17 protein-coding genes and 1 pseudogene are annotated in these 19,508 nt (G+C 42.0%); 11 read left to right on the top strand and 7 right to left on the bottom strand.

Annotated elements, in window-relative coordinates:
• Positions 1-384: 384 nt before the first annotated feature.
• On the top strand, positions 385-2,853 hold the full coding sequence (locus M2273_RS25975) for a TonB-dependent receptor domain-containing protein (protein ID WP_429400691.1): 2,469 nt from the start codon (positions 385-387) through the stop codon (positions 2,851-2,853).
• Positions 2,854-2,992: 139 nt separating this feature from the next.
• On the opposite strand, the gene M2273_RS25970 is transcribed toward M2273_RS25975, so the two are convergent.
• Positions 2,993-5,503: a M14 metallopeptidase family protein gene (locus M2273_RS25970; protein ID WP_429400690.1), complete on the bottom strand. Its 2,511-nt coding sequence runs from the start codon at positions 5,501-5,503 to the stop codon at positions 2,993-2,995.
• A 234-nt stretch (positions 5,504-5,737) separates the two neighbouring features.
• On the opposite strand from M2273_RS25970, the gene recQ reads away from it, so the two are divergent.
• From recQ to M2273_RS25950, 4 genes are read left to right on the top strand one after another with little or no spacing between them, the layout of a single operon-like run.
• Complete coding sequence (gene recQ / locus M2273_RS25965; protein WP_429400689.1) at positions 5,738-7,915, top strand: DNA helicase RecQ; 2,178 nt, start codon at positions 5,738-5,740, stop codon at positions 7,913-7,915.
• Between the two features lie 47 nt (positions 7,916-7,962).
• Positions 7,963-8,316: a four helix bundle protein gene (locus tag M2273_RS25960; RefSeq protein WP_429400688.1), complete on the top strand. Its 354-nt coding sequence runs from the start codon at positions 7,963-7,965 to the stop codon at positions 8,314-8,316.
• A gap of 45 nt (positions 8,317-8,361) precedes the next feature.
• Complete coding sequence (locus M2273_RS25955) at positions 8,362-9,717, top strand: UDP-N-acetylmuramoyl-tripeptide--D-alanyl-D-alanine ligase (RefSeq protein ID WP_429400687.1); 1,356 nt, start codon at positions 8,362-8,364, stop codon at positions 9,715-9,717.
• Positions 9,718-9,764: 47 nt separating this feature from the next.
• Entirely contained in the window at positions 9,765-9,977 is a 213-nt protein-coding gene (locus M2273_RS25950; protein ID WP_429400686.1) for a DUF2683 family protein, read from the top strand.
• 74 nt (positions 9,978-10,051) lie between these two features.
• Here M2273_RS25950 and M2273_RS25945 read toward each other — a convergent pair whose 3' ends face one another.
• A complete protein-coding gene (locus tag M2273_RS25945; RefSeq protein ID WP_429400685.1) occupies positions 10,052-11,188 on the bottom strand; it encodes an NAD(P)/FAD-dependent oxidoreductase in 1,137 nt (378 codons plus the stop codon).
• Positions 11,189-11,381: 193 nt separating this feature from the next.
• On the opposite strand from M2273_RS25945, the gene M2273_RS25940 reads away from it, so the two are divergent.
• Both M2273_RS25940 and M2273_RS25935 read left to right on the top strand, forming a co-directional pair.
• Positions 11,382-12,110 (top strand): zinc metallopeptidase, encoded by a 729-nt coding sequence (locus M2273_RS25940; RefSeq protein WP_429400684.1) that lies wholly within the window; start codon positions 11,382-11,384, stop codon positions 12,108-12,110.
• A 216-nt stretch (positions 12,111-12,326) separates the two neighbouring features.
• Positions 12,327-13,367, top strand: coding sequence for a YXWGXW repeat-containing protein (locus M2273_RS25935; RefSeq protein WP_429400683.1), 1,041 nt, complete (start codon positions 12,327-12,329; stop codon positions 13,365-13,367).
• Positions 13,368-13,469: 102 nt separating this feature from the next.
• Here the strand turns inward: M2273_RS25935 and apaG are convergent, their stop codons facing one another.
• Together apaG and dusB are read right to left on the bottom strand one after the other, a co-directional pair.
• Complete coding sequence (apaG, locus tag M2273_RS25930; RefSeq protein WP_429400682.1) at positions 13,470-13,856, bottom strand: Co2+/Mg2+ efflux protein ApaG; 387 nt, start codon at positions 13,854-13,856, stop codon at positions 13,470-13,472.
• A 47-nt stretch (positions 13,857-13,903) separates the two neighbouring features.
• The gene (gene dusB / locus M2273_RS25925) at positions 13,904-14,896 is read right to left on the bottom strand and encodes a tRNA dihydrouridine synthase DusB (protein ID WP_429400681.1); all 993 of its coding nucleotides are present in this window, start codon (positions 14,894-14,896) and stop codon (positions 13,904-13,906) included.
• A gap of 40 nt (positions 14,897-14,936) precedes the next feature.
• Here dusB and M2273_RS25920 point away from each other — a divergent pair, with 40 nt between their 5' ends.
• From M2273_RS25920 to M2273_RS25905, 4 genes and pseudogenes are all read left to right on the top strand, one after another.
• Positions 14,937-15,881: a CPBP family intramembrane glutamic endopeptidase gene (locus M2273_RS25920; RefSeq protein ID WP_429400680.1), complete on the top strand. Its 945-nt coding sequence runs from the start codon at positions 14,937-14,939 to the stop codon at positions 15,879-15,881.
• Positions 15,881-16,093: a DUF2007 domain-containing protein gene (locus M2273_RS25915; RefSeq protein WP_321563579.1), complete on the top strand. Its 213-nt coding sequence runs from the start codon at positions 15,881-15,883 to the stop codon at positions 16,091-16,093. Before M2273_RS25920 ends, M2273_RS25915 begins: the two co-directional genes overlap by 1 nt.
• The gene (locus tag M2273_RS25910) at positions 16,090-16,926 is read left to right on the top strand and encodes a phosphatidate cytidylyltransferase (protein ID WP_429400679.1); all 837 of its coding nucleotides are present in this window, start codon (positions 16,090-16,092) and stop codon (positions 16,924-16,926) included. Before M2273_RS25915 ends, M2273_RS25910 begins: the two co-directional genes overlap by 4 nt.
• 26 nt (positions 16,927-16,952) lie before the next feature.
• Positions 16,953-17,606, top strand: a pseudogene (locus M2273_RS25905) (phosphatidylserine decarboxylase family protein); the annotation flags it as partial.
• 647 nt (positions 17,607-18,253) lie between these two features.
• Here the strand turns inward: M2273_RS25905 and rplS are convergent.
• The 3 genes from rplS to M2273_RS25890 all read right to left on the bottom strand — a co-directional run bounded on the left by rplS (position 18,254) and on the right by M2273_RS25890 (position 19,477).
• Positions 18,254-18,601 carry a 50S ribosomal protein L19 gene (rplS, locus tag M2273_RS25900; protein ID WP_429400678.1) on the bottom strand — a complete coding sequence of 116 codons (348 nt, stop codon included), beginning with the start codon at positions 18,599-18,601 and terminating at the stop codon, positions 18,254-18,256.
• Between the two features lie 131 nt (positions 18,602-18,732).
• Complete coding sequence (locus M2273_RS25895) at positions 18,733-18,978, bottom strand: hypothetical protein (protein ID WP_429400677.1); 246 nt, start codon at positions 18,976-18,978, stop codon at positions 18,733-18,735.
• 4 nt (positions 18,979-18,982) lie between these two features.
• Positions 18,983-19,477, bottom strand: a complete 495-nt coding sequence (locus M2273_RS25890) for a hypothetical protein (RefSeq protein ID WP_429400676.1) — start codon at positions 19,475-19,477, stop codon at positions 18,983-18,985.
• Between the last annotated feature and the right edge of the window lie 31 nt (positions 19,478-19,508).

Genomic DNA, 19,508 nt, shown 5'->3' with positions numbered 1-19,508 from the left:
TGTTAAAAGCATCTTCCCCGTACTAAAAAGTTTAAATTAACTGTAACCTTCTACACTATTCTGGCATCTTAATGTAAAAGAAACACAATCGGGATTTAACCGGATAATTTAAAAAAGAGTCGTGCCCGTTCATCGGTGTTTTCAGGGCGTTTACCGGAAGTTTAGCCGTTTTCGCCTAAAAGCATTACTCAAAAACTTATTCTGTTTGCACATTTGAAGTATAAAAACACAAAGCCATGAAAAAAATCGCCTGTATATCATAAATTTTACTAAACAAACCGCCGGTTAACGCGCCGGATCAACTAAAACTTATTTATCAAATTTTTAAAAAGAAGCATATTCTTTAATGGCATCGTATTGCCTTTACTTTTTAACACCACAAACATGAAAACTCTTATACACAACATATTTTATACTCTCCTGCTTGTAGTTATCAGCTGGGGGGTATCCTTTGCCCAGGGCGGTAAGTCAGGGGGAGCTAAAGTATCAGGCTCCCTCTCAAACGAACAAGGCAAGCCAATGGACTATGCAACCGTAAGCCTCCTTAGGGCTACAGATTCAACCGTTGTTAAAGGTGCTTTAAGTAATGATAATGGCGTATACACATTTGACCATATCAATGCAGGCAAGTATATAGTTAAAGCAACTGTTGTAGGATATGAAAAAGCTGTAACCACCCCTTTCACTGTATCAGAAAATACACCAGCCGTAGCAGCGCCTGCCTTAAGCATGAAAGCCGGTAACACCACCTTAAAAACCGTTAACATTACTGCAAATAAACCATTGATTGAACGTAAAATTGACCGCACCGTAATGAACGTTGAAAACAGTGTACTTGCTGCGGGAAATACAGCAATGGAAATACTGGCTAAAGCTCCGGGAGTTACTATTGATAAGGATGATAACATTAGCCTGAAAGGCAAACAGGGTGTAACTGTTATGATCAATGACAAGTTAACTTACCTCACAGCCACGCAGTTAGCAACATTATTAAAGTCTACAGATGGTAATACCATAAAATCTATTGAGATCATTACCAACCCGTCAGCAAAGTATGATGCTGCCGGTAACTCAGGCATCATCAATATCAAGCTAAAGAAAAATAGCCAGTCGGGCACCAATGGCAGTATAACCGTTGGAGCCGCCAAAGGTAATTTCTGGAGAGACAACTCCAGCTTAAATTTAAACCATAAACAAGGTAATCTGAACGTGTTTGGTACTTTTAGCCGGGGCGATAATAAGCGTTTACGAGATATCGCAATTGACCGCACTACTAAGGATAGTATCGACACGCCTCCGTATTTAATACCTACTTATTTTAAACAGTTTACGGCTATGCAAAGCACAAACCATTATAATAACTACCGTATTGGTGCTGATTATGATGTTACCAGCAAAAACACCATTGGCTTTGTAGTAAGCGGCTATTCGAATACCGAAAAAGACAACAACGATGGAAAAACAACCATTGGTGCCCAACCAAATACAGTTGATACTTCTCTGAATACCACATCAGTAATTGATCAATCATACAAAAACTTTGCACTAAACCTGAACGACAGGCTTAAGATAGATACCAGCGGCCAGGAGTTAAGTATTGACCTGGATTATTCAAAGTTTAAAAATAATTCTAATGCCAGATACGATACCTATTATTTTTTAGCCAATGGCCAATCGGCCAAGGCCCCTCAATTACTGCGCAACCAAACGCCATCAAACATTACCATATATACCGGCAAAGTTGATTATGCTAAGCCGCTTACAAAAACCATAAAACTGGAACTCGGAGCAAAATTCAGCAGTGTTAAAACTGATAATGACCTGCAGGCCCAAATAGATGAGGGTAATGGTTATATTAATGATACTACCCGTACAAATCGCTTTATTTACACCGAAAAAATAACTGCCGGTTATTTAAACCTGAACAAACAGTTCAAAAAAACATCAGTACAATTGGGTTTACGATCAGAATACACGCAATCAAACGGTGATCTGATGGGTCAGTCAGCAGTAAAACGCAGCTACCTTAACTTTTTCCCGAGCGTTTTTATCAATCAAACACTTAATGATAAAAATGAGATCAGTTTTTCATACAGCCGTCGTATTGACCGTCCCGGATATGATGATCTTAACCCCTTCGTATATTATCTTGACCCTTATACCTTCTCACAAGGCAACGCGTTCCTTAGGCCACAGTACACCAATAACTTCGAGTTCAATTATACCTATAACAAAAGTGTAAATGTAAGCTTAGGCTATAGCCGTACCACAGATGTAATTGCCGAGCTGGTATTAACCCAGGGACAAAAAACATTTGAAACGCATCAAAACCTGCAAACTCAGGACTCATACAATATTAACGTCAACACCCCTTATACCATTACCAAATGGTGGACAGGAAATGTAAACGTGAATGGTTTTTACCTGGGTTTTAAATCTAATGGGGTTAATAATCAAGGAAATTTAAACAACGGCCAGGCTGCTTTCCAGGTTAAGAGTACCCAAACCCTAACCTTTGGAAGCTACAGGTTTGAGATCATGGGCGATTACCAGTCGGCACTTACCTATAGTATATTCAAAATAAAACCACGTTATGGTGTTGATGCCGGAGTAAGCCATTCATTTGCCGATAAAAAAGCTAACATTAAGCTGGCTCTGGACGATATTTTTTATCTGCGCCGCAATAATGTAAGCAGCCAGGTACTAAACAATGATTTTCAAGTAAGGCAAAAGGGCGATTCGCGCGTTGGTCGCATAACCTTTACCTATAATTTTGGTAACAGCAAAATAAAATCACGCGAACACCGCAGCGGTGCCGATGATGAAAAAGGCAGGGTGAAAGGGAATAATTAGCCCCCCAGCCCCCTAAAGGGGGAGCTTTTTAAACACGAAACGGCCTGCATTACAAAAAAATGCAGGCCGTTTCGTGTTTATTTCAAATTTGCTAATCAAGAGCTCCCCCTTTAGGGGGCCGGGGGGCTTGGGCTGGGCTCTACTGCCCTACCATAAATACCGCGTTGCTGAACAGGAGTTTGCCATTTTCCCAAAAACTGCGGAACAACGGATCATCAACCATATAGATCACTGAGCCACGGCCCATGGATTGAACACCCAGCAGTAACCCATTATTGATCTTCAATTTTGATTGTACACCGGCAAAGCCCGATACATAGCTGTTCTTTTTAATAGTACCTACATTCCAGCCATCTTCATTGCTTAAAAGATCATAAATATCATCATTCAATTTAAGCGAATAATAGTAGTTGGGCATGCCAAAACCAAGGGGGTGGGTATTATCAAGGTTCAATTTAAATATCGCGCCGGGGATCATGGAACGGATGGCATCACGGTCGCGGTCGGCATATATTTTTATAGTTTCTTTTTCCTTTGCTTCGGCCTTATCCTTATCTTCTTTTTTCTCTTCTTTCTTTTTAAGGGCGAATCCTTTTTTATCAGCAAGCAGCGCAACGGCATTCTCTATCGCGATAAGCTTACCGCCTTCCCGGATCCAATTTTGCAGTTTATCCGAAGGAAAGTCCTCATAATTACCATCAGGGAAAATAACCACATCAAAATCTGACAGCCGTGTACGGCCCAGGTCACGATATTTTACCAAAGTAACTGGATAACCCAATTGCTGCTCAAACAGGTGCCATACTTCGCCCATTGCTTCGGCGTTTACGCCTTCGCCGGCCATTAACATAACCCGCGGCTGGCGTATATATCGTATGGCGTCCGATCCCAGATCTGACCCCTTATCAACAAAGCCCGATGACAACGGAACAAGTCCCTCATTAAGTGCGGCGGCTGTTTGGGTAACTACCTGGTCAAAATCAGCACGGTCATTACTTGCCCTCGTGATCAGCAATGAACCCGGCGCAAATTTTTTACCGGCTGCCTCAAAAGGTTTTTCGGAGTAACGAACCTTAATCTGTTTTTTAAGTAATGCGGTCAAAAATTTCACATCATTAATTGATTGCCACGTGGCTACATAAGCATAAGCGTGACTGCTAACCTGCTGTTGCGGTTTGGCTATACTCCAGGTGGGGTTGGCTGGTTTAAATGATTCTTTTACGCCATAAGCCTTTAAGCCATAAGCATACGGCAGCGCCCATGCAGTAATATCATAGGTGTTTGAATCGGCAATGAAGGTTTTAGGCTCCAGCAACACATGCAGCAACACCGCCTTTGGCTGATAGGCGTTAATGACCAGGTCATTAGGACCTACATTATATTGTTCTGTTTTACCTGTAAAATAATCATAGCCTGTAATGGATTTATTGGCCAGGCCAAAACCATATTGTATGCCGTTGCGGCCAAGCATTTGGGCAAGTGCATTTACGTTGTTATTGTTATCGTTCTTAATCACATAGGTTTTGTAATCGCCCGGTGGGTTGGTACGGCTGTTATCATAAAACTTTTTAAACTCATCCAGCAGCTTTTGGGCATTTGCCGATGCTATTTCAACAGTGCTTAAACCGGTAGTGTGGTGATGGGATATGCGCTGGGCAAAGGTAAGTGTATCGCCGCTGCGGGTAAGCACCGCCAACCCTGCACTAATGCCTCCCTGCTCATAGGTCATGCCAATGGAGCCATTATATAAAGGATAGGTATCGCCGTAGGATGGATAAAGCAGGTCAAACTCTTGTTTGGTAAAATACATCCAACCGTTCTGATCAAAATATTTAGCATTGTTTTTACCAATAGTAACCTGAAAATCGCGCTGCCACTGTGTAATATCTTTATGGTAAGGTTCGGCTGCCGGGGCAAAATAGTAAGGTGAATTATATCCCTGCTCATGATAATCAACATGAACCTCGGGCAGCCATTGGTTAAATAAACCGACACGTGCCTGTGTTTCTTTTTGAGTTTGCCAGGCCCAGTCGCGGTTCAGGTCAAAATAAAAATGATTTATGCGTCCACCTGGCCAGGGCTCCACATGCTCGCGCGACGTTGGGTTGGCATCAGGAGCTTCGCCACGTACCGAATTATAGAAATGAACATAACGGTCGCGCCCATCTGGATTTAAACAAGGGTCAATAACTACTACGGAGTTTTTAAGCCATGCTTTGGTAGTGGCGTTAGCCGGATCAACCATATCAAACAAGGTCCACATGGCGGCCTCGCTTGATGCAGGCTCATTACCATGCACATTATAGCTTAGCCAGGTAATAACCGGCATGTTAGTAATAGCAGTACCCTTTTCTATACCGGCCAAACGTAAATTATTATGTCTTATTTCTTCCAGGCGACCGATGTTCTCGTCCGATGCAATGAACATGGCCAGCAACGGCCTACCCTCATTGGTGGTGCCAAACTGCTGCAGCTTTACATTTTTTGATGCCTGGGCAACGTATTTAAAATAATCAACAATACGATAGTGGGGGGTAAACTGATCCCCCAGTTTGTAGCCCAAAAATTCATCGGGCGATTGTATTTTTTGCGCAAAACCAGCTGAAACGGAAACAACAGCTATTAAAATAAGGAGTAGCTTTTTTATCATGATATATTAAGGATGCGGATTAGAGTTACGCTAATATCCGAAATTATTTGTGTGATATTGCATAATGCAACCCACTCATTGTAAATTAAAAGATACAATGTTGCGAACAATAGATGTGTAGATGAACTCACATAAATATGTGCTAATTCTAAAATTCTATAAATTCTGATTCGGACATCAATTTGAAATCCGCACATTTGCATATCTGCACATCTATAATCCGCTCAGCAAAACATGACTCCACAAGATGCCCTTCAAAAATATTTCGGTTACAGCAATTTCAGGCATCACCAGGAGGCTATTATTCACCATGTTTTAAACAAGCAGGATGTAATGGCCCTGATGCCTACCGGTGGCGGAAAATCATTATGCTATCAGCTGCCCGCGGTGTTGCTTAATGGACTTACCATCGTGATATCACCGCTTATTGCTTTAATGAAAGACCAGGTAGATAGCCTGAATGTGAGCGGTATACCAGCAGCATTTTTAAATTCGGCCCAAACGCCTGATGAGCAGCGGCGATTGGTTGAAAAATTGAAGCACAACCACATAAAACTGCTTTACCTGGCGCCCGAACGTTTATTCGGTGCCGAAAACAGGTTGGTTCCTTTTCTGAAAACGTTAAACGTTGTACAGATCGCTATTGATGAGGCGCATTGCATCTCTCAATGGGGACATGATTTCCGCCCGGAATACCTGATGCTGGCTCAGTTAAAAAAGGAGTTCCCCAACGTACCCGTCATCGCACTTACCGCCACTGCCGATAAGCTCACTCAAAAAGATATCCTCGAAAAACTGAACCTTAACAGGCCTGCCGTATTTGTATCGTCATTTAACCGGGCCAATATCATGTATAGGGTAATCCCCAAAAAGAACAGCTTTAAACAGCTTATCGCTTTTTTAAATGAGCGCCCGGATGAATCGGGCATTATATATTGCCTTTCCCGCAAATCAACAGAGGATCTGGCAGCCGATCTTAAAGATGAGGGTTTTGAGGCAGAAGCCTATCACGCGGGCCTGAACAATGAAGTAAAAGCCCGCAACCAGGAAGCTTTTTTGCGCGACGATGTAAAGATCATTGTAGCCACCATCGCTTTTGGTATGGGGATCAATAAATCAAACGTGCGCTATGTGGTGCATATGGATCTGCCTAAAAACATTGAGGGCTATTACCAGGAAACCGGTCGTGCCGGGCGCGATGGTTTAGCCTCCGAAGCCCTGCTCCTGTATTCGCCGGGCGATGCGGGTAAGCTGCAGCATTTTGCGCGCATTGAAGGCAATGAAGAGCAAAGCCGGATCATGCTTAACAAGCTGAACGATATGGTGAAATATTGCCAGTTGCAGGCTTGTCGCAGGCAATACCTCATGAATTATTTTGATGAGGCTTTTCCGCCAAACTGTGGTTCATGTGATGTTTGCCTTACCGAGTTTAAACGCTTTGATGGTACGCTCATCGCCCAAAAGGCATTGTCCGCAGTATCCCGACTAAATGAACGGTTTGGAGTTAATTACGTAATAGATTTTTTACGCGGATCAAAAAACGAAAAGATTCGCGAAGAGCATAAACAGCTTAAAACCTACGGCATTGGTGCTGATATCAGCAAAACCGACTGGCAACGTTACCTGCGCGAGCTGATCACGATGGAATACTTACTGGTAACCGATGATGGCTACCCCGTAGTAAAACTAACCAACAAAAGCGCCGCGGTACTAAAAGGTATACAAAAGGTGGAGTTTATTGAAAGCGAGGTTACGGAAGATACTCATGTTAATGAACTGGCACCACCGCACGAGGCAGAACTGCTAAGCCGGCTGAAAAATGTCCGTAAAGATATTGCCGAGGGCGAAAACGTGCCGGCTTATGTTATAGTATCTGATGCTACCCTTTTAGAAATGGCCACCTTCCTGCCCCAAAGTTTGGATGAGTTGCGTTTGATCTCGGGTTTTGGCGATATTAAACTGGCCCGTTATGGCCGCGAACTATTGCAGCCGGTTAAAGACTATTGCAAAAACAAAGGCCTGGAATCCAAAATAGCTTATAAATCGCCAAAAAGGGAACGTAAAACCAAAACAGACAAGGTTGAACGCGCGGCGCGAACCGCAAAAACACGCAAAACTAATGATACCCGTACCGAAACTTTTACCATGTACCGCCATGGCAAAAGCGTGACTGAAATAGCTGCAGAACGCGGATTATCGCCCATGACCATTGAAGGTCATTTGAGCCATTTTATTGAATCGGGCGAAATAGATATATTGGAGATCGTGCCTCAGGAAAAGATCCCTGTTATTAAAGATGCAGTGGAGAGCTATGGTCGCGAAATGCTATCGCCATTAAAGCAAGTTTTGGGCGATGATTACAGTTACGGCGAAATTAAAGCCGTTATAAGCTGGATGAATAAAAATGGATAGCGCAGGTTAATAGTATCAAGTAGTTAGTATCAGGTATCAAGACAGAAATGCATAATTTTAAAGAATTAAAGGTATGGAAAGCCGGAATTGAAATATCCAAAGTTGTATTTCAATTATGCAAAACTTTGCCACCTGAAGAAAAATATGGATTAATTTCCCAAATGATACGTTCTGCTATTTCAATACCATCTAATATTGCAGAAGGCTGCGGAAGAAAATCTAATAAAGAGTTACATCACTTTTTAAGTATCGCATTAGGTTCTTCCTTTGAATTGGAAACACAGCTTATTATTGCTAAAGAATTTAATTATATAAACCAGGAAAAACTTGAAGATGCCTGCACAGTAATTACAGATATACAGAAAATGTTATACGGCCTTCAAAAAAGTCTCAACACTTAAGAAAAAATCTTGATACTTGATACTAACTACTTGATACTTCCAAACATGACCACTACCCAACAACTTTACCAACTATACCTGCAACACCCCGTTATTAGTACCGATACCCGGAAAATTGACGCCGGCAGTATTTTTTTCGCCTTAAAAGGCGATAAGTTTGATGCCAATACTTTTGCCCAAAAGGCCATTGAAACAGGCGCAGCCTATGCTGTAATTGATAACCCGGAATACCAATTAGGCGAACAATACCTGTTGGTTGATGATGTATTAACTACGCTACAGGATCTGGCCCGATATCACCGCCGCCAATTGCAGATCCCTGTTATAGGGCTTACCGGTACCAATGGTAAAACCACCACCAAAGAGCTGATCAACGCGGTATTATCACAGCACTTTAAAACCCAGGCCACACAAGGCAATTTAAATAACCATATAGGTGTGCCACTCACCATATTAACTATTGATGCCACGCATGAAGCGGCCGTAATTGAAATGGGCGCCAATCACCAGAAAGAAATTGAACTGCTTTGCAGCATAGCGCAACCATCGCACGGGCTCATTACCAACGTGGGCAAAGCCCACCTGGAAGGCTTTGGCGGAATAGAGGGTGTTAAAAAAGGCAAGGGGGAATTGTATGATTATTTGGCCCCCCAGCCCCCCAAAGGGGGAGCTCTTGAATTGCATGGTGGTACCGTTTTTATTAATAGTAATGATGCTGTGTTAATGGAAATGGCTAATGCGCGGGGATTGAGTAACGTGATTTATTACGGCAGCAATGGTAGCAACAACCTCATCAGCGGTCAAATAGTGGAAAACGCGCCATTACTTACCCTGCAATGGACCAATAATATAAGCGGTGAAAACCATACCGTAAAAACACAGCTTACCGGCGCTTATAACCTGAGTAATATACTGACGGGTATCAGCATAGGCACTTATTTTAAACTTAGTGCCGATGAGATCAATAGCGGCATTGAAGGTTATCAGCCCAAAAACAACCGCTCACAGATTGTGCAGACCGCTACTAATACCCTCATTTGTGATTATTACAATGCCAACCCCAGCAGCATGTTTGTAGCTATTGAAAACATTGGCAAGATAGATGCGAAACGCAAAGTGCTTATTTTGGGTGATATGTTTGAGATGGGCCAGGAATCACCAGCTGAACATGCTGCCGTGATTCAAAAAGCCCTGGATACGCCGGTTGATGAACGTATATTTATTGGGAAAGATTTTTTAAGTCAACAATCAAAAGTCAAAAGTCAAAATTTGAATGTTACATTTTACCCTACTGCCGAGGACGCCATTTTTGGCTTAAGGACTAATCCTATAAAAAACTCCACCATACTGATCAAAGGATCAAGAGGCATGGCTTTGGAACGGTTAGTGGAATTGTTTTAATGCGAAATTTCTTGTTTTTATAATTTAATTTTTCTTTAAATTTGATTATGAGCACATTAGTAGTATACCCCCAAACGGATGCGCAGGAAAAGGCAGTTAAAGCTGTACTTGAAGCCCTGCAAATTAACTTTGAACAGATGGCAGATGAAGCAGCGTACATTCTGTCGCCTGCAGTAGTTTACAAAACTGAACAAAGCAAAGAGGAAACAAAACCGAGCAGAAAGCCCGCGGCTGATATAAACAACATCTGGAAATTATAATTTTCTGAAGACTATTAGCAATTCAGATTGTTTGAAAAATCAGACAGTCCTGATATAGAACTGCAATCTCCAAATCACTGCAATGCCAGTTCTGCCACCTCTTCCCCTACCAAACTCCCCATGGCCACCCCCATGCCATTGCAACGTACAGCGCAAAATATGTTAGGTTGCACTTGTTTTACTATCGGCGTAATTTCTTCACCAAACCCCATGATGCCACTCCACCAGCAGTCAATTTCCGTTTGCTGACCAGGAAGGATCACCTCGTTCAGATAGGCGATTAATTTTTTCTTAACGGTGTCGGTGTGCCCAAAATCCCATGTTTCTTCAGCTTTATAATCCAGGTTACGGCCGCCGCCAAACAGTACACGCCCATCAATATTGCGGAAGTAGTAATAGCCCTCGTTAAAATGATAGGTGCCTTTTAGTTTTAAGCCTGGTACAGGCTTGGTAACCAGCACTTGTCCCCTGCCCGGAATTACCTTTAGCTCAGGGAAAAGCTGGCTGGCAAAAGCATTGGTGGCCAGGATCACTTTACCCGATTTAAAATTCCCCTGCGATGTAGTGAGGCTAATATGGTTGCCCTCTTGTTCCATTCCTGATATGGAGCAGTTATTTAAAACCAGCACCTCTAAATTATATACCTTATATAATAAGGTTCGCATCATTTTACCGGTATGCAGCTGTCCCTCATAGGGGTTGTATATCATATGGCTAACTTTATTAAAGCCAAAATCTGCAATTTTAGCATCAGCCACTGCATAAATGTCAGGTTGGTCAATGGCTTGTTTTAATAATTTATTGAGGTGATCAATTTGGTCAATACTGTTTTTTGCGGCTTCCGTTTCATCCTCCATAAATAACTCGTGCCCGCCGTGTTGCCGGTAATCAATGTTAGCATCGCCCAGGTTTTCTCTTAAACGTTGCAGGCCACGCCATTTATAAGCTACCAAACGCATGGCTTCATCTTCGGATGATTGATTTATAGTAGAAATTTGCTCGGAAACTGTACCAAAACAGGCAAAACCAGCGTTTTTAGTACTGGCACCTGATGGTAAAAAGCCGCGCTCCAAAACCAAAACCTTTAAAGTGGGCTGCCGCTTTTTTAAATGCAGGGCGGCGCTTAAGCCAACCAGGCCACTGCCGATAATAATTACATCGGCGTGATCAATAAACGCGGTGCGCTCCCAGTATGAAAATGAAGGTTCCATTTAAATCAAAAGTAGAAATTGCATTGCACTCTTGAACACATAAAAATAACAATACGTGAAAAATTTAAAATTCAAAAGCCTTGGCATTACGCACATTTTAACTTTTAAACTTAAAATCGGAATACTTTTTGAATAGATAAAATATATTGATGATCATTTTGACTTTTTACATTTAACTTTTGACTTACAACATATGAATCACCTATCATTAATTATGGGATACATTGGCTACAATTCGGCCTGGTTCCTGATGATTGCGATCGCCCTTGTAAGCTTTATAGTACAGTGGCGATTCAGAAGTAAATTTAAACAATACTCGGAGGTGGCCTTACTGTCAGGACTTTCGGGCCAGGAGGTAGCGGTAAAAATGCTGCGTGCCCATGGCATATTTGATGTACAGGTAGTAACTGTTGAAGGGCAGCTTACCGACCATTACAACCCCGAAACAAAAACGGTTAATTTAAGCCCCGATGTTTATCACAGCCGCAGTATAGCCGCTGCTGCTGTTGCCGCCCACGAGTGCGGACACGCCGTACAGCATGCACAAGCGTATGCCTGGTTAACCTTCCGCTCAACCATGGTACCGGTTATCAATATTGCCTCCACTTTAACTCAGTGGACTTTATTTATTGGTATCATGCTGCTGTTTTTTGCCAATAGCCCTTATGTATTGGCTATCGGGGTTGCAGCACTGGCGCTGGTAACTTTCTTTAGTTTTATAACGCTGCCTGTTGAGTTTGATGCAAGCCGCAGGGCACTGGCATGGCTCAATAATAATTACAGCATTATGCAAACCACCGAAGAACACGAGCAGGCCAAAGACGCACTTTGGTGGGCGGCTATGACCTATGTTGTTGCCGCGTTAAGCGCGTTGGCTACACTGGTTTATTATGCTTCGTTTCTTTTCAACAGACGAAACTAAAGCCCCCCGACCCCCTAAAGGGGGAGTTTTTAAAATCTTATTTAATACTATAAACAAAGCCTGGTTGATTTATTAACCAAGCTTTGTTTATTTATATGCTATTGTATATCAACAAATTATTTTGATGAAGCTTTCATGAAGCACTGTAAGGCGCAATACGAATCTTAATGTAATATTCATGTTACGGGTTTAGGTTTGATCTAAAATTTATCGGACATGAAAAAAATAGTAAAAATGTTAATGATACTTTTAATAGTATCCTTAACAGCAATTAAAACCTATGCGCAGATAAGTATAGGCATATCAGTAAGGCTCGCACCTCCGGCTTTACCTACCTATACCCAACCCCCATGCCCTGTTGATGGCTATTTATGGACTCCCGGCTATTGGGCATATAATGAAGATGGCGGATACTATTGGGTTCCGGGTGTTTGGGTAGCCCCGCCAAGACATGGTTATTTATGGACACCCGGCTACTGGGGCTATGATGGCGCCATATATGTTTACCATGAAGGTTACTGGGGCAGGCATATTGGTTTTTACGGCGGTGTAAATTACGGTGGTGGCTATATTGGTACCGGCTATGTTGGCGGCAGGTGGTCGGGCAACTCGTTCCATTATAATACAGCCGTAGTAAATGTAAATACTACCGTGGTGCATAATACCTATGTAAACAAAACTGTTATTAATAATGTAACGGTAAATAACCATACCAGCTTTAACGGCCCAGGTGGCGTCGCCGCTAAACCGCGCCCGGAAGAGCAGGCTGCAGCACGTGAACAGCACGTTCAACCAACTAACGAACAGCTCACCCACCGCCAGGTTGCCGGTAAAGACCGCAGCCAGTTTGCGAGTGTTAACAATGGCCGGCCGGCTACGGCAGCTATGAATAAGGTAAACGGGAAACGTTTTAATCCGGAAGGGCACACCGCCAGGGTTTCTGCGGCAAACGGAGCTAATGACAATGCCGACAGAAATCAACATAAACAAGCTGATAACAACAATGATCGCACTGCCGCAAAACAAGATGGAGCGGATAAAACAGGATCACACGAAACAGCTAATAATACTGCAGAAAAGCCTCACCACCCCAACGCAGGTAATGCTGCGGGCAACAGGCCGAATGAGGGCAGTAACAGGCAGCCGGCACAAAACCATCACAGCAACACTAATGCAGCAAGGCAGCACGAACAACATGCAGCCCCTGCAAGGCAACATGAAAATGCAAAACCTGAAGAACACGAAAAGCACAGGTAATTCCCTCTCCCCAAACTACCATATATATAAATGCAAAAGCCTGGTTGATAATTCAACCAGGCTTTTAAATATATTTTATTAATTCCCTTTCAGGGGTGGGGGTTAATTCATTCTGTATGGAGCTATCAGATAAAACTCCGGGATCTGTACATTAAAAGAGGCATTGTCCATTAAGCGGGTCATCTGGTACTCGCCTTTCATACTACCCATATCTGTTTTTAGGTTGCAGCCTGATACATATTCATGCGCATGACCGGGTTCAATAACCGGTTGCTGGCCTACCACCCCTTCGCCTTCTACTTCGCGTTTTGCGCCGTTCGAATCAAAAATATACCAATGCCTGCTGATCAGTTGTATGGCATAGTTGCTCATGTTTTCAATGTTCACTTTGTAGGCAAACATAAAGTGGTCATTAGCCGGATTAGAATATTCTGGCTGATATATGGTTTCGATGGAAACCTTAACACCTTCAGTTATAGTGGTAACCATGTGAATCGTCTCTGTTTAAATTCAAATATAAAGTATCTAAACAAATATTACGCCATTTCAATGGCATATTTTTCATCAATTTCTGCTAAAATTTCGTGTAATTCCTCGATGGTACCGGCTGTTACCAGTTTCATGCGGTATTCTTTAAAGTGATCAATGCCTTTAAAGTAGTTGGAGTAATGTCTGCGCATTTCAAAAACACCGGTTTTAGGACCTTTCCACTCTACTGATTTTTGCAGATGTGTGGTACATGCTGCAATACGCTCACTTATGGTTGGTTTATCTAAATGTTCGCCTGTTTTAAAGAAATGCTTGATCTCCCTGAATATCCAGGGATAACCAATAGCAGCCCGGCCTATCATCATACCATCAACACCAAATTCCATACGCCAGTTGGCAGCCTTTTCGGGCGAATCAATATCACCATTACCAAAAATGGGTATTTGAATGCGTGGATTTTTTTTAATATCTCGTATAAGTGCCCAATCGGCCTCGCCTTTATACATTTGCGCACGTGTGCGACCATGAATAGTGAGGGCTTTTATCCCCACATCCTGCAAACGTTCGGCAACCTCGTACACATTTTTAGTATTATCATCCCAGCCTAAACGCGTTTTTACGGTTACAGGCAGGTGCGTTGCATTAACTACAGCTTTGGTCATGGCCACCATTCTGTCAATATCCTGCAGCAGGCTGGCGCCAGCGCCACGACAAGCCACCTGTTTTACAGGACAGCCATAATTAATATCCATCAGGTCGGGACCCGCTAATGAGGCAATTTCTGTAGCCTCGCGCATGTGGTCAATGTCGCTGCCAAATATCTGAATGCCTATAGGGCGTTCATACTCAAAAATATCCAGCTTTTGGCGGCTTTTGGCAGCATCACGAATCAATCCTTCTGACGAGATAAACTCAGTGTACATCATATCCGCGCCATTTTGCTTGCACACATAACGGAAGGGAGGATCACTCACATCTTCCATCGGCGCCAGCAACAGCGGGAACTCTCCTAAATCAATATTTCCTATTTGTACAGACATGCTTATCTTTAGCGGTGCAAAAATACGAATTTTACTTCAAATGATACAAGAACCCATAAAGGAGCTTACGCCCCGGCAAACACAAACACATCCATCGGTGCAATTGATAATTTTAATAGCCGGTACTATCCTTTCATTGATCATATTCGGAGCGCTGGCATTCGGGATCATTTGGGTTATGTATGGCTCCAAAACACTCACCGATGTTGGAAGCTTTAACCTTAGCAATAAAAATACCATAAACGGCCTTTGGATATTACAAATAGTGAGCACTACCATTCCTTTATTTGTTGTTCCGGTACTTTTTGCCAAATTTATTGTTAACGATACGTCAAATTATTTAAAACCAACCTTCAAGTTCCCATCTATTTTATTGCTGCTGGTATTTTCCATCATGTTGTTTTCATCACCGGTTATGGAAGTATTGGTTAACATTAATCAAAAGCTAACCCTCCCGGCTCCGCTTAAAGCAGTAGAAGATATTATGCGTGCGATGGAGCAGCAGGCCCAAAAAGCCACAGATGCCATGTTAACCATGAACTCGGTAGGCTCCATGCTTTTTGCTGTTTTTGTTGTTGGCTTATTAACCGCGCTTGCCGAAGAATTTCTATTTAGGGGATGCGTACAGACCATTTTTGTTAAGTGGACAAAAAACACCCATGCCGCCATCTGGATAACCGCTATTTTATTCAGCGCTTTTCACATGGAGTTTTTCACGTTTTTGCCGCGTGTGGCCCTGGGTGTTTTCTTTGGCTATTTTGTAGCTTGGAGCGGTAGCATCTGGACGGGCGTTTGGGCGCATTTTTTAAACAATGGTTCGGCAGTAGTGATAACTTACCTGTATCAGCATAAAACAATAAACTTAAATCCCGATGATCAACACGTATTTAATTATAGCAGCTATGCTTTTAGCTTGATAATTATTTTAATTTTGCTTTACATATACAGGAATATCGCACTCAAAAGGCCCATGTTTGATTATTAATGGAAAAAGGCTGGATCAAAATTTTTACATCATCCAATTTTTATCAATCAGAAATTGTTAAGCAAGTGCTTACCAGGCATCATATTGACACCGTTTTATTAAACAAACAAGACTCATCGCACAAGGCCTTTGGCGATATTGAAGTTTACATTCACCAGGAGGATTTTAGCAAGGCCATTGAGATCATGATCCTCAATCAAATTAATTTATGAAAGTACGCGCCATCACCGGCTTTTTTTTTGTTATAGTAATGATTGCCTCCAATTTATTGGGGCCATATGTTTTTAGTATATTTTATCTTTTACTTGCTTCATTTAGCCTGTTTGAGTTTTATAAGCTGATAAAACAAAATACAGCAAAGCCCAATGTTGTTACAGGACTAATTTATGGTGCACTCCTCTTTACCGGGGCGGCCATGTGCATTTATTCGGCACAATTTGCTTTGCCCGTTTTAAACGACAGCCATACGGCTATAAAGATGCTGCTTTTGCTCCCTTTAGCTGCTGCCGCAATATTTATACAGGAACTTTATAAAAAAACAGCTGCCCCATTCAGCAATATCGCATTTACCTTTTTGGGGATCTTATTTGCGGTAATACCATTTACGTTTTTTCATGCACTGGCTTTTATCAATGGTGGTTTTAATTTTCATATCCCCATGGCATTTTTAATCATGCTTTGGAGTAACGATACCGGAGCCTACCTGGTGGGCAGCAAAATGGGCCGTACAAAGTTATTTGAGCGGCATTCGCCCAAAAAAACATATGAAGGCCTGATAGGCGGTATTATCATTAGCGCCGTTGCAGCATTAATACTGGGCCATTATTATAACGAACTTAGCTGGAAACAATGGGTTACCATAGCTATACTCATATCCTGTTTTGGAACCCTGGGCGATCTGGTGGAATCTATGTTTAAACGCAGCATCAATGTAAAAGACAGCGGGGGCATATTACCAGGGCACGGAGGTTTGCTGGATAGGTTTGACGGATTATTAATGGCAGCTCCTATAGTTTATACATACCTGTACTTCATTTCAAATTAGTAATTTTGTAATAAATCATCCATACTATGACCATTCATAAAGAAGGCTATACCTCACTTGCGCTGAGCATACTGTTCATTTTTGTTTTAAATGCGCTCATCCAGTTTTATTATCCGGAGGCACATACTTTAAAATGGATCATCTACATTTTTTCGGCACTGTTCTTTTTGGTGATACTGCAGTTTTTCCGCAGCCCCTTCCTTGATATCAGTACTGACGAAACAACAGTACTTTGCCCTGCCGACGGCAAGGTTGTAGTGATTGAAGAAACAGAAGAAACCGAATACCTGAAAGATAAACGTATCCAATTGTCGGTTTTCATGTCGCCAGTTAATGTGCACGTAAACCGTAATCCCATATCGGGCGTGGTAAGCTATTTTAAATACCATAAAGGCAAATACCTGGTGGCCTGGCACCCCAAATCATCAACCGAAAACGAGCGTACTACTGTTGTTGTTCAAAACAGCGAGGGTGTATCTGTACTGTTCAGGCAAATTGCCGGTGCATTGGCCCGCCGTATTGTATGGTTTGTGAAAGAAGGTGATATTGTTGAGCAGGGACAGCAATTTGGCTTTATCAAATTTGGGTCGAGGGTTGATGTGTTTTTGCCGTTAGGATCAAACGTGTTGGTAAACATTGGCGATGTAGTAAAAGGTGGCCGTACCATATTGGCCGAATTGCCCAGTGCACTAACCGATGTTACCAAAGAAGAGCCTGCCACTGAAGCTGTACCTATGGAAAGCCTGAGCACCCTTACAGAAGCTCCTATTGCTGATGCCGAACCAACCATTATAGAGAACGCAGAAAACCAGGAGGACTTGCCGCTGGTAATTGATCACCCTAAGGCCGATGAGGCCGAAAAACCAGCAAAGAAAGCCGCACCAGCTAAATCAACAAAAACAGGTGCAGCAAAAACCTCCAAAGACAAAAAAGAGTAATTACTTTAATTGCATATCATATGAAGAGCCGGATTTATGATCCGGCTTTTTGCGTTATGGCATAGTTGCCTGTGAGGACACAGGCAGCGGAAAAAACTGAAGTCATCCCGAATTTATCTCGGGATCTCATCTGCGTGGTACGGCATTGCGTGTGGGGTGCTGAAACAAATTCAGCATGACAGCAATATTTTAATCAGGGTAATCTTTTAATCCTAAAAATCAAGGTTCAGACAAACGACTGTGCGAAGAGGCCCCGCCCACCATGCTTCGACAAGCTCAGCATGACAGCCTATATAAAAAATCGGCCATAAAAAAGGCCTTCCCAGGAAAAATCCAGAAAGGCCTTTTTAAATATCAAGTACTTATCCGCTATAAGCGGATACGGATAATTAAACTCTTTTTGATTTGATACGAGCTGCTTTACCGGTAAGGGCGCGCAGATAGTATAATTTAGAACGACGCACTTTACCGTGGCTGTTCACATCAATCTTATCAATGTTTGGAGAGTTAATAGGGAAGATACGCTCAACACCTATTCCGTTTGAAACTTTACGAACGGTGAATGTTTCGTTATTACCAGTACTGTTACGTTGTATAACAACACCTTGGTAAACTTGCACACGTTCTTTATTTCCTTCTCTGATTTTATAATGTACACTTACAGTATCACCAGCCTTAAAGGAAGGAAACTGCTTTTTTTCTACTGATTGCTCTTCAACAAATTTTACTAAATCCATGATTTTTAGCTCTTAAAGCGATTTTTAGCCCGTAAAAATCGGATTGCAATTATAGGGAAAATTTTTAATAAATGAAAGTGTATTTTAAAAATTTCCACATTTTGTATTTTACTAACAAAATACCGGCGGTTTTATTCTTCGGGCTGCATCGTGGCAGGCCGTTTCTCTGTAAAAAAAGCAATCAGTGTATAAACCAATCCTATTACCAATAAATTGAATACAAAATTGATCAACGTATCACTTACCGAGTGCGAGCGGCTGTCGATATCTGCAAAGGTATATATTGCATACAAAAAAGCAATTACCAATATTACCCAGCCAATAGCCGATACCGGCAGGTAAAAAATCCCCTTGCGTGTAAACCAGTTTAATTTCATGAGCTTAGTTTTTAATGGATGATATGTTTTCGGTCATTACATAACTAATAAAAATACATACTATGATAAGGCTAAGCAGTATTAGCACAATGTTCCATAGCCTTATTTTTATGGTGATATTAAATTCGCGGAATTTACTTTGGTTGGGGCCAAGCTTTTGAACCTGCACATGTATAATGGATAAGGCATTAATAACAATACACACTATTGGCAGTATAAATAGCACCAGCGGCCCTATAAAATCAACATACGGCACTTTTTCCAAACTGCTCAACAGCGTAAACATAGCTACAAACCAGCCCATGTTTACATGAAAGTAATAGTACATAAAAACACATATCAAAAAATAACAAGGCACTATCACCAGCCATACGCCCAGCGCAGCCGAGCGCTCAGCATTCATGATGGCCATTTTCACCGCTTTTTGGTGCGATGATGGGTTGGCATCGGGTACTTGTAAATTTTCCATTTTCTTTAAAAATTCGTCCTCGTTTTCCATGTTAATATCCTTATAATGCGCAGATTTGTTT

The sequence above is a fragment of the Mucilaginibacter lappiensis genome (genome assembly GCF_050433765.1).
In the GTDB taxonomy this organism is placed as follows: Bacteria; Bacteroidota; Bacteroidia; order Sphingobacteriales; family Sphingobacteriaceae; genus Mucilaginibacter; species Mucilaginibacter lappiensis_A.
The sequence above is the reverse complement of the archived record's forward strand: the minus strand, read 5'-3'. Positions and strand labels throughout refer to the sequence as shown.

Bases quoted from the DNA above. Each gene is read 5' to 3' on its own strand.
- M2273_RS25975 (WP_429400691.1), top strand. From the start codon at position 385: ATGAAAACTCTTATACACAACATATTTTATACTCTCCTGCTTGTAGTT.
- M2273_RS25970 (WP_429400690.1), bottom strand. From the start codon at position 5,503: ATGATAAAAAAGCTACTCCTTATTTTAATAGCTGTTGTTTCCGTTTCA.
- recQ (WP_429400689.1), top strand. From the start codon at position 5,738: ATGACTCCACAAGATGCCCTTCAAAAATATTTCGGTTACAGCAATTTC.
- M2273_RS25960 (WP_429400688.1), top strand. From the start codon at position 7,963: ATGCATAATTTTAAAGAATTAAAGGTATGGAAAGCCGGAATTGAAATA.
- M2273_RS25955 (WP_429400687.1), top strand. From the start codon at position 8,362: ATGACCACTACCCAACAACTTTACCAACTATACCTGCAACACCCCGTT.
- M2273_RS25950 (WP_429400686.1), top strand. From the start codon at position 9,765: ATGAGCACATTAGTAGTATACCCCCAAACGGATGCGCAGGAAAAGGCA.
- M2273_RS25945 (WP_429400685.1), bottom strand. From the start codon at position 11,188: ATGGAACCTTCATTTTCATACTGGGAGCGCACCGCGTTTATTGATCAC.
- M2273_RS25940 (WP_429400684.1), top strand. From the start codon at position 11,382: ATGAATCACCTATCATTAATTATGGGATACATTGGCTACAATTCGGCC.
- M2273_RS25935 (WP_429400683.1), top strand. From the start codon at position 12,327: ATGAAAAAAATAGTAAAAATGTTAATGATACTTTTAATAGTATCCTTA.
- apaG (WP_429400682.1), bottom strand. From the start codon at position 13,856: ATGGTTACCACTATAACTGAAGGTGTTAAGGTTTCCATCGAAACCATA.
- dusB (WP_429400681.1), bottom strand. From the start codon at position 14,896: ATGTCTGTACAAATAGGAAATATTGATTTAGGAGAGTTCCCGCTGTTG.
- M2273_RS25920 (WP_429400680.1), top strand. From the start codon at position 14,937: ATGATACAAGAACCCATAAAGGAGCTTACGCCCCGGCAAACACAAACA.
- M2273_RS25915 (WP_321563579.1), top strand. From the start codon at position 15,881: ATGGAAAAAGGCTGGATCAAAATTTTTACATCATCCAATTTTTATCAA.
- M2273_RS25910 (WP_429400679.1), top strand. From the start codon at position 16,090: ATGAAAGTACGCGCCATCACCGGCTTTTTTTTTGTTATAGTAATGATT.
- rplS (WP_429400678.1), bottom strand. From the start codon at position 18,601: ATGGATTTAGTAAAATTTGTTGAAGAGCAATCAGTAGAAAAAAAGCAG.
- M2273_RS25895 (WP_429400677.1), bottom strand. From the start codon at position 18,978: ATGAAATTAAACTGGTTTACACGCAAGGGGATTTTTTACCTGCCGGTA.
- M2273_RS25890 (WP_429400676.1), bottom strand. From the start codon at position 19,477: ATGGAAAACGAGGACGAATTTTTAAAGAAAATGGAAAATTTACAAGTA.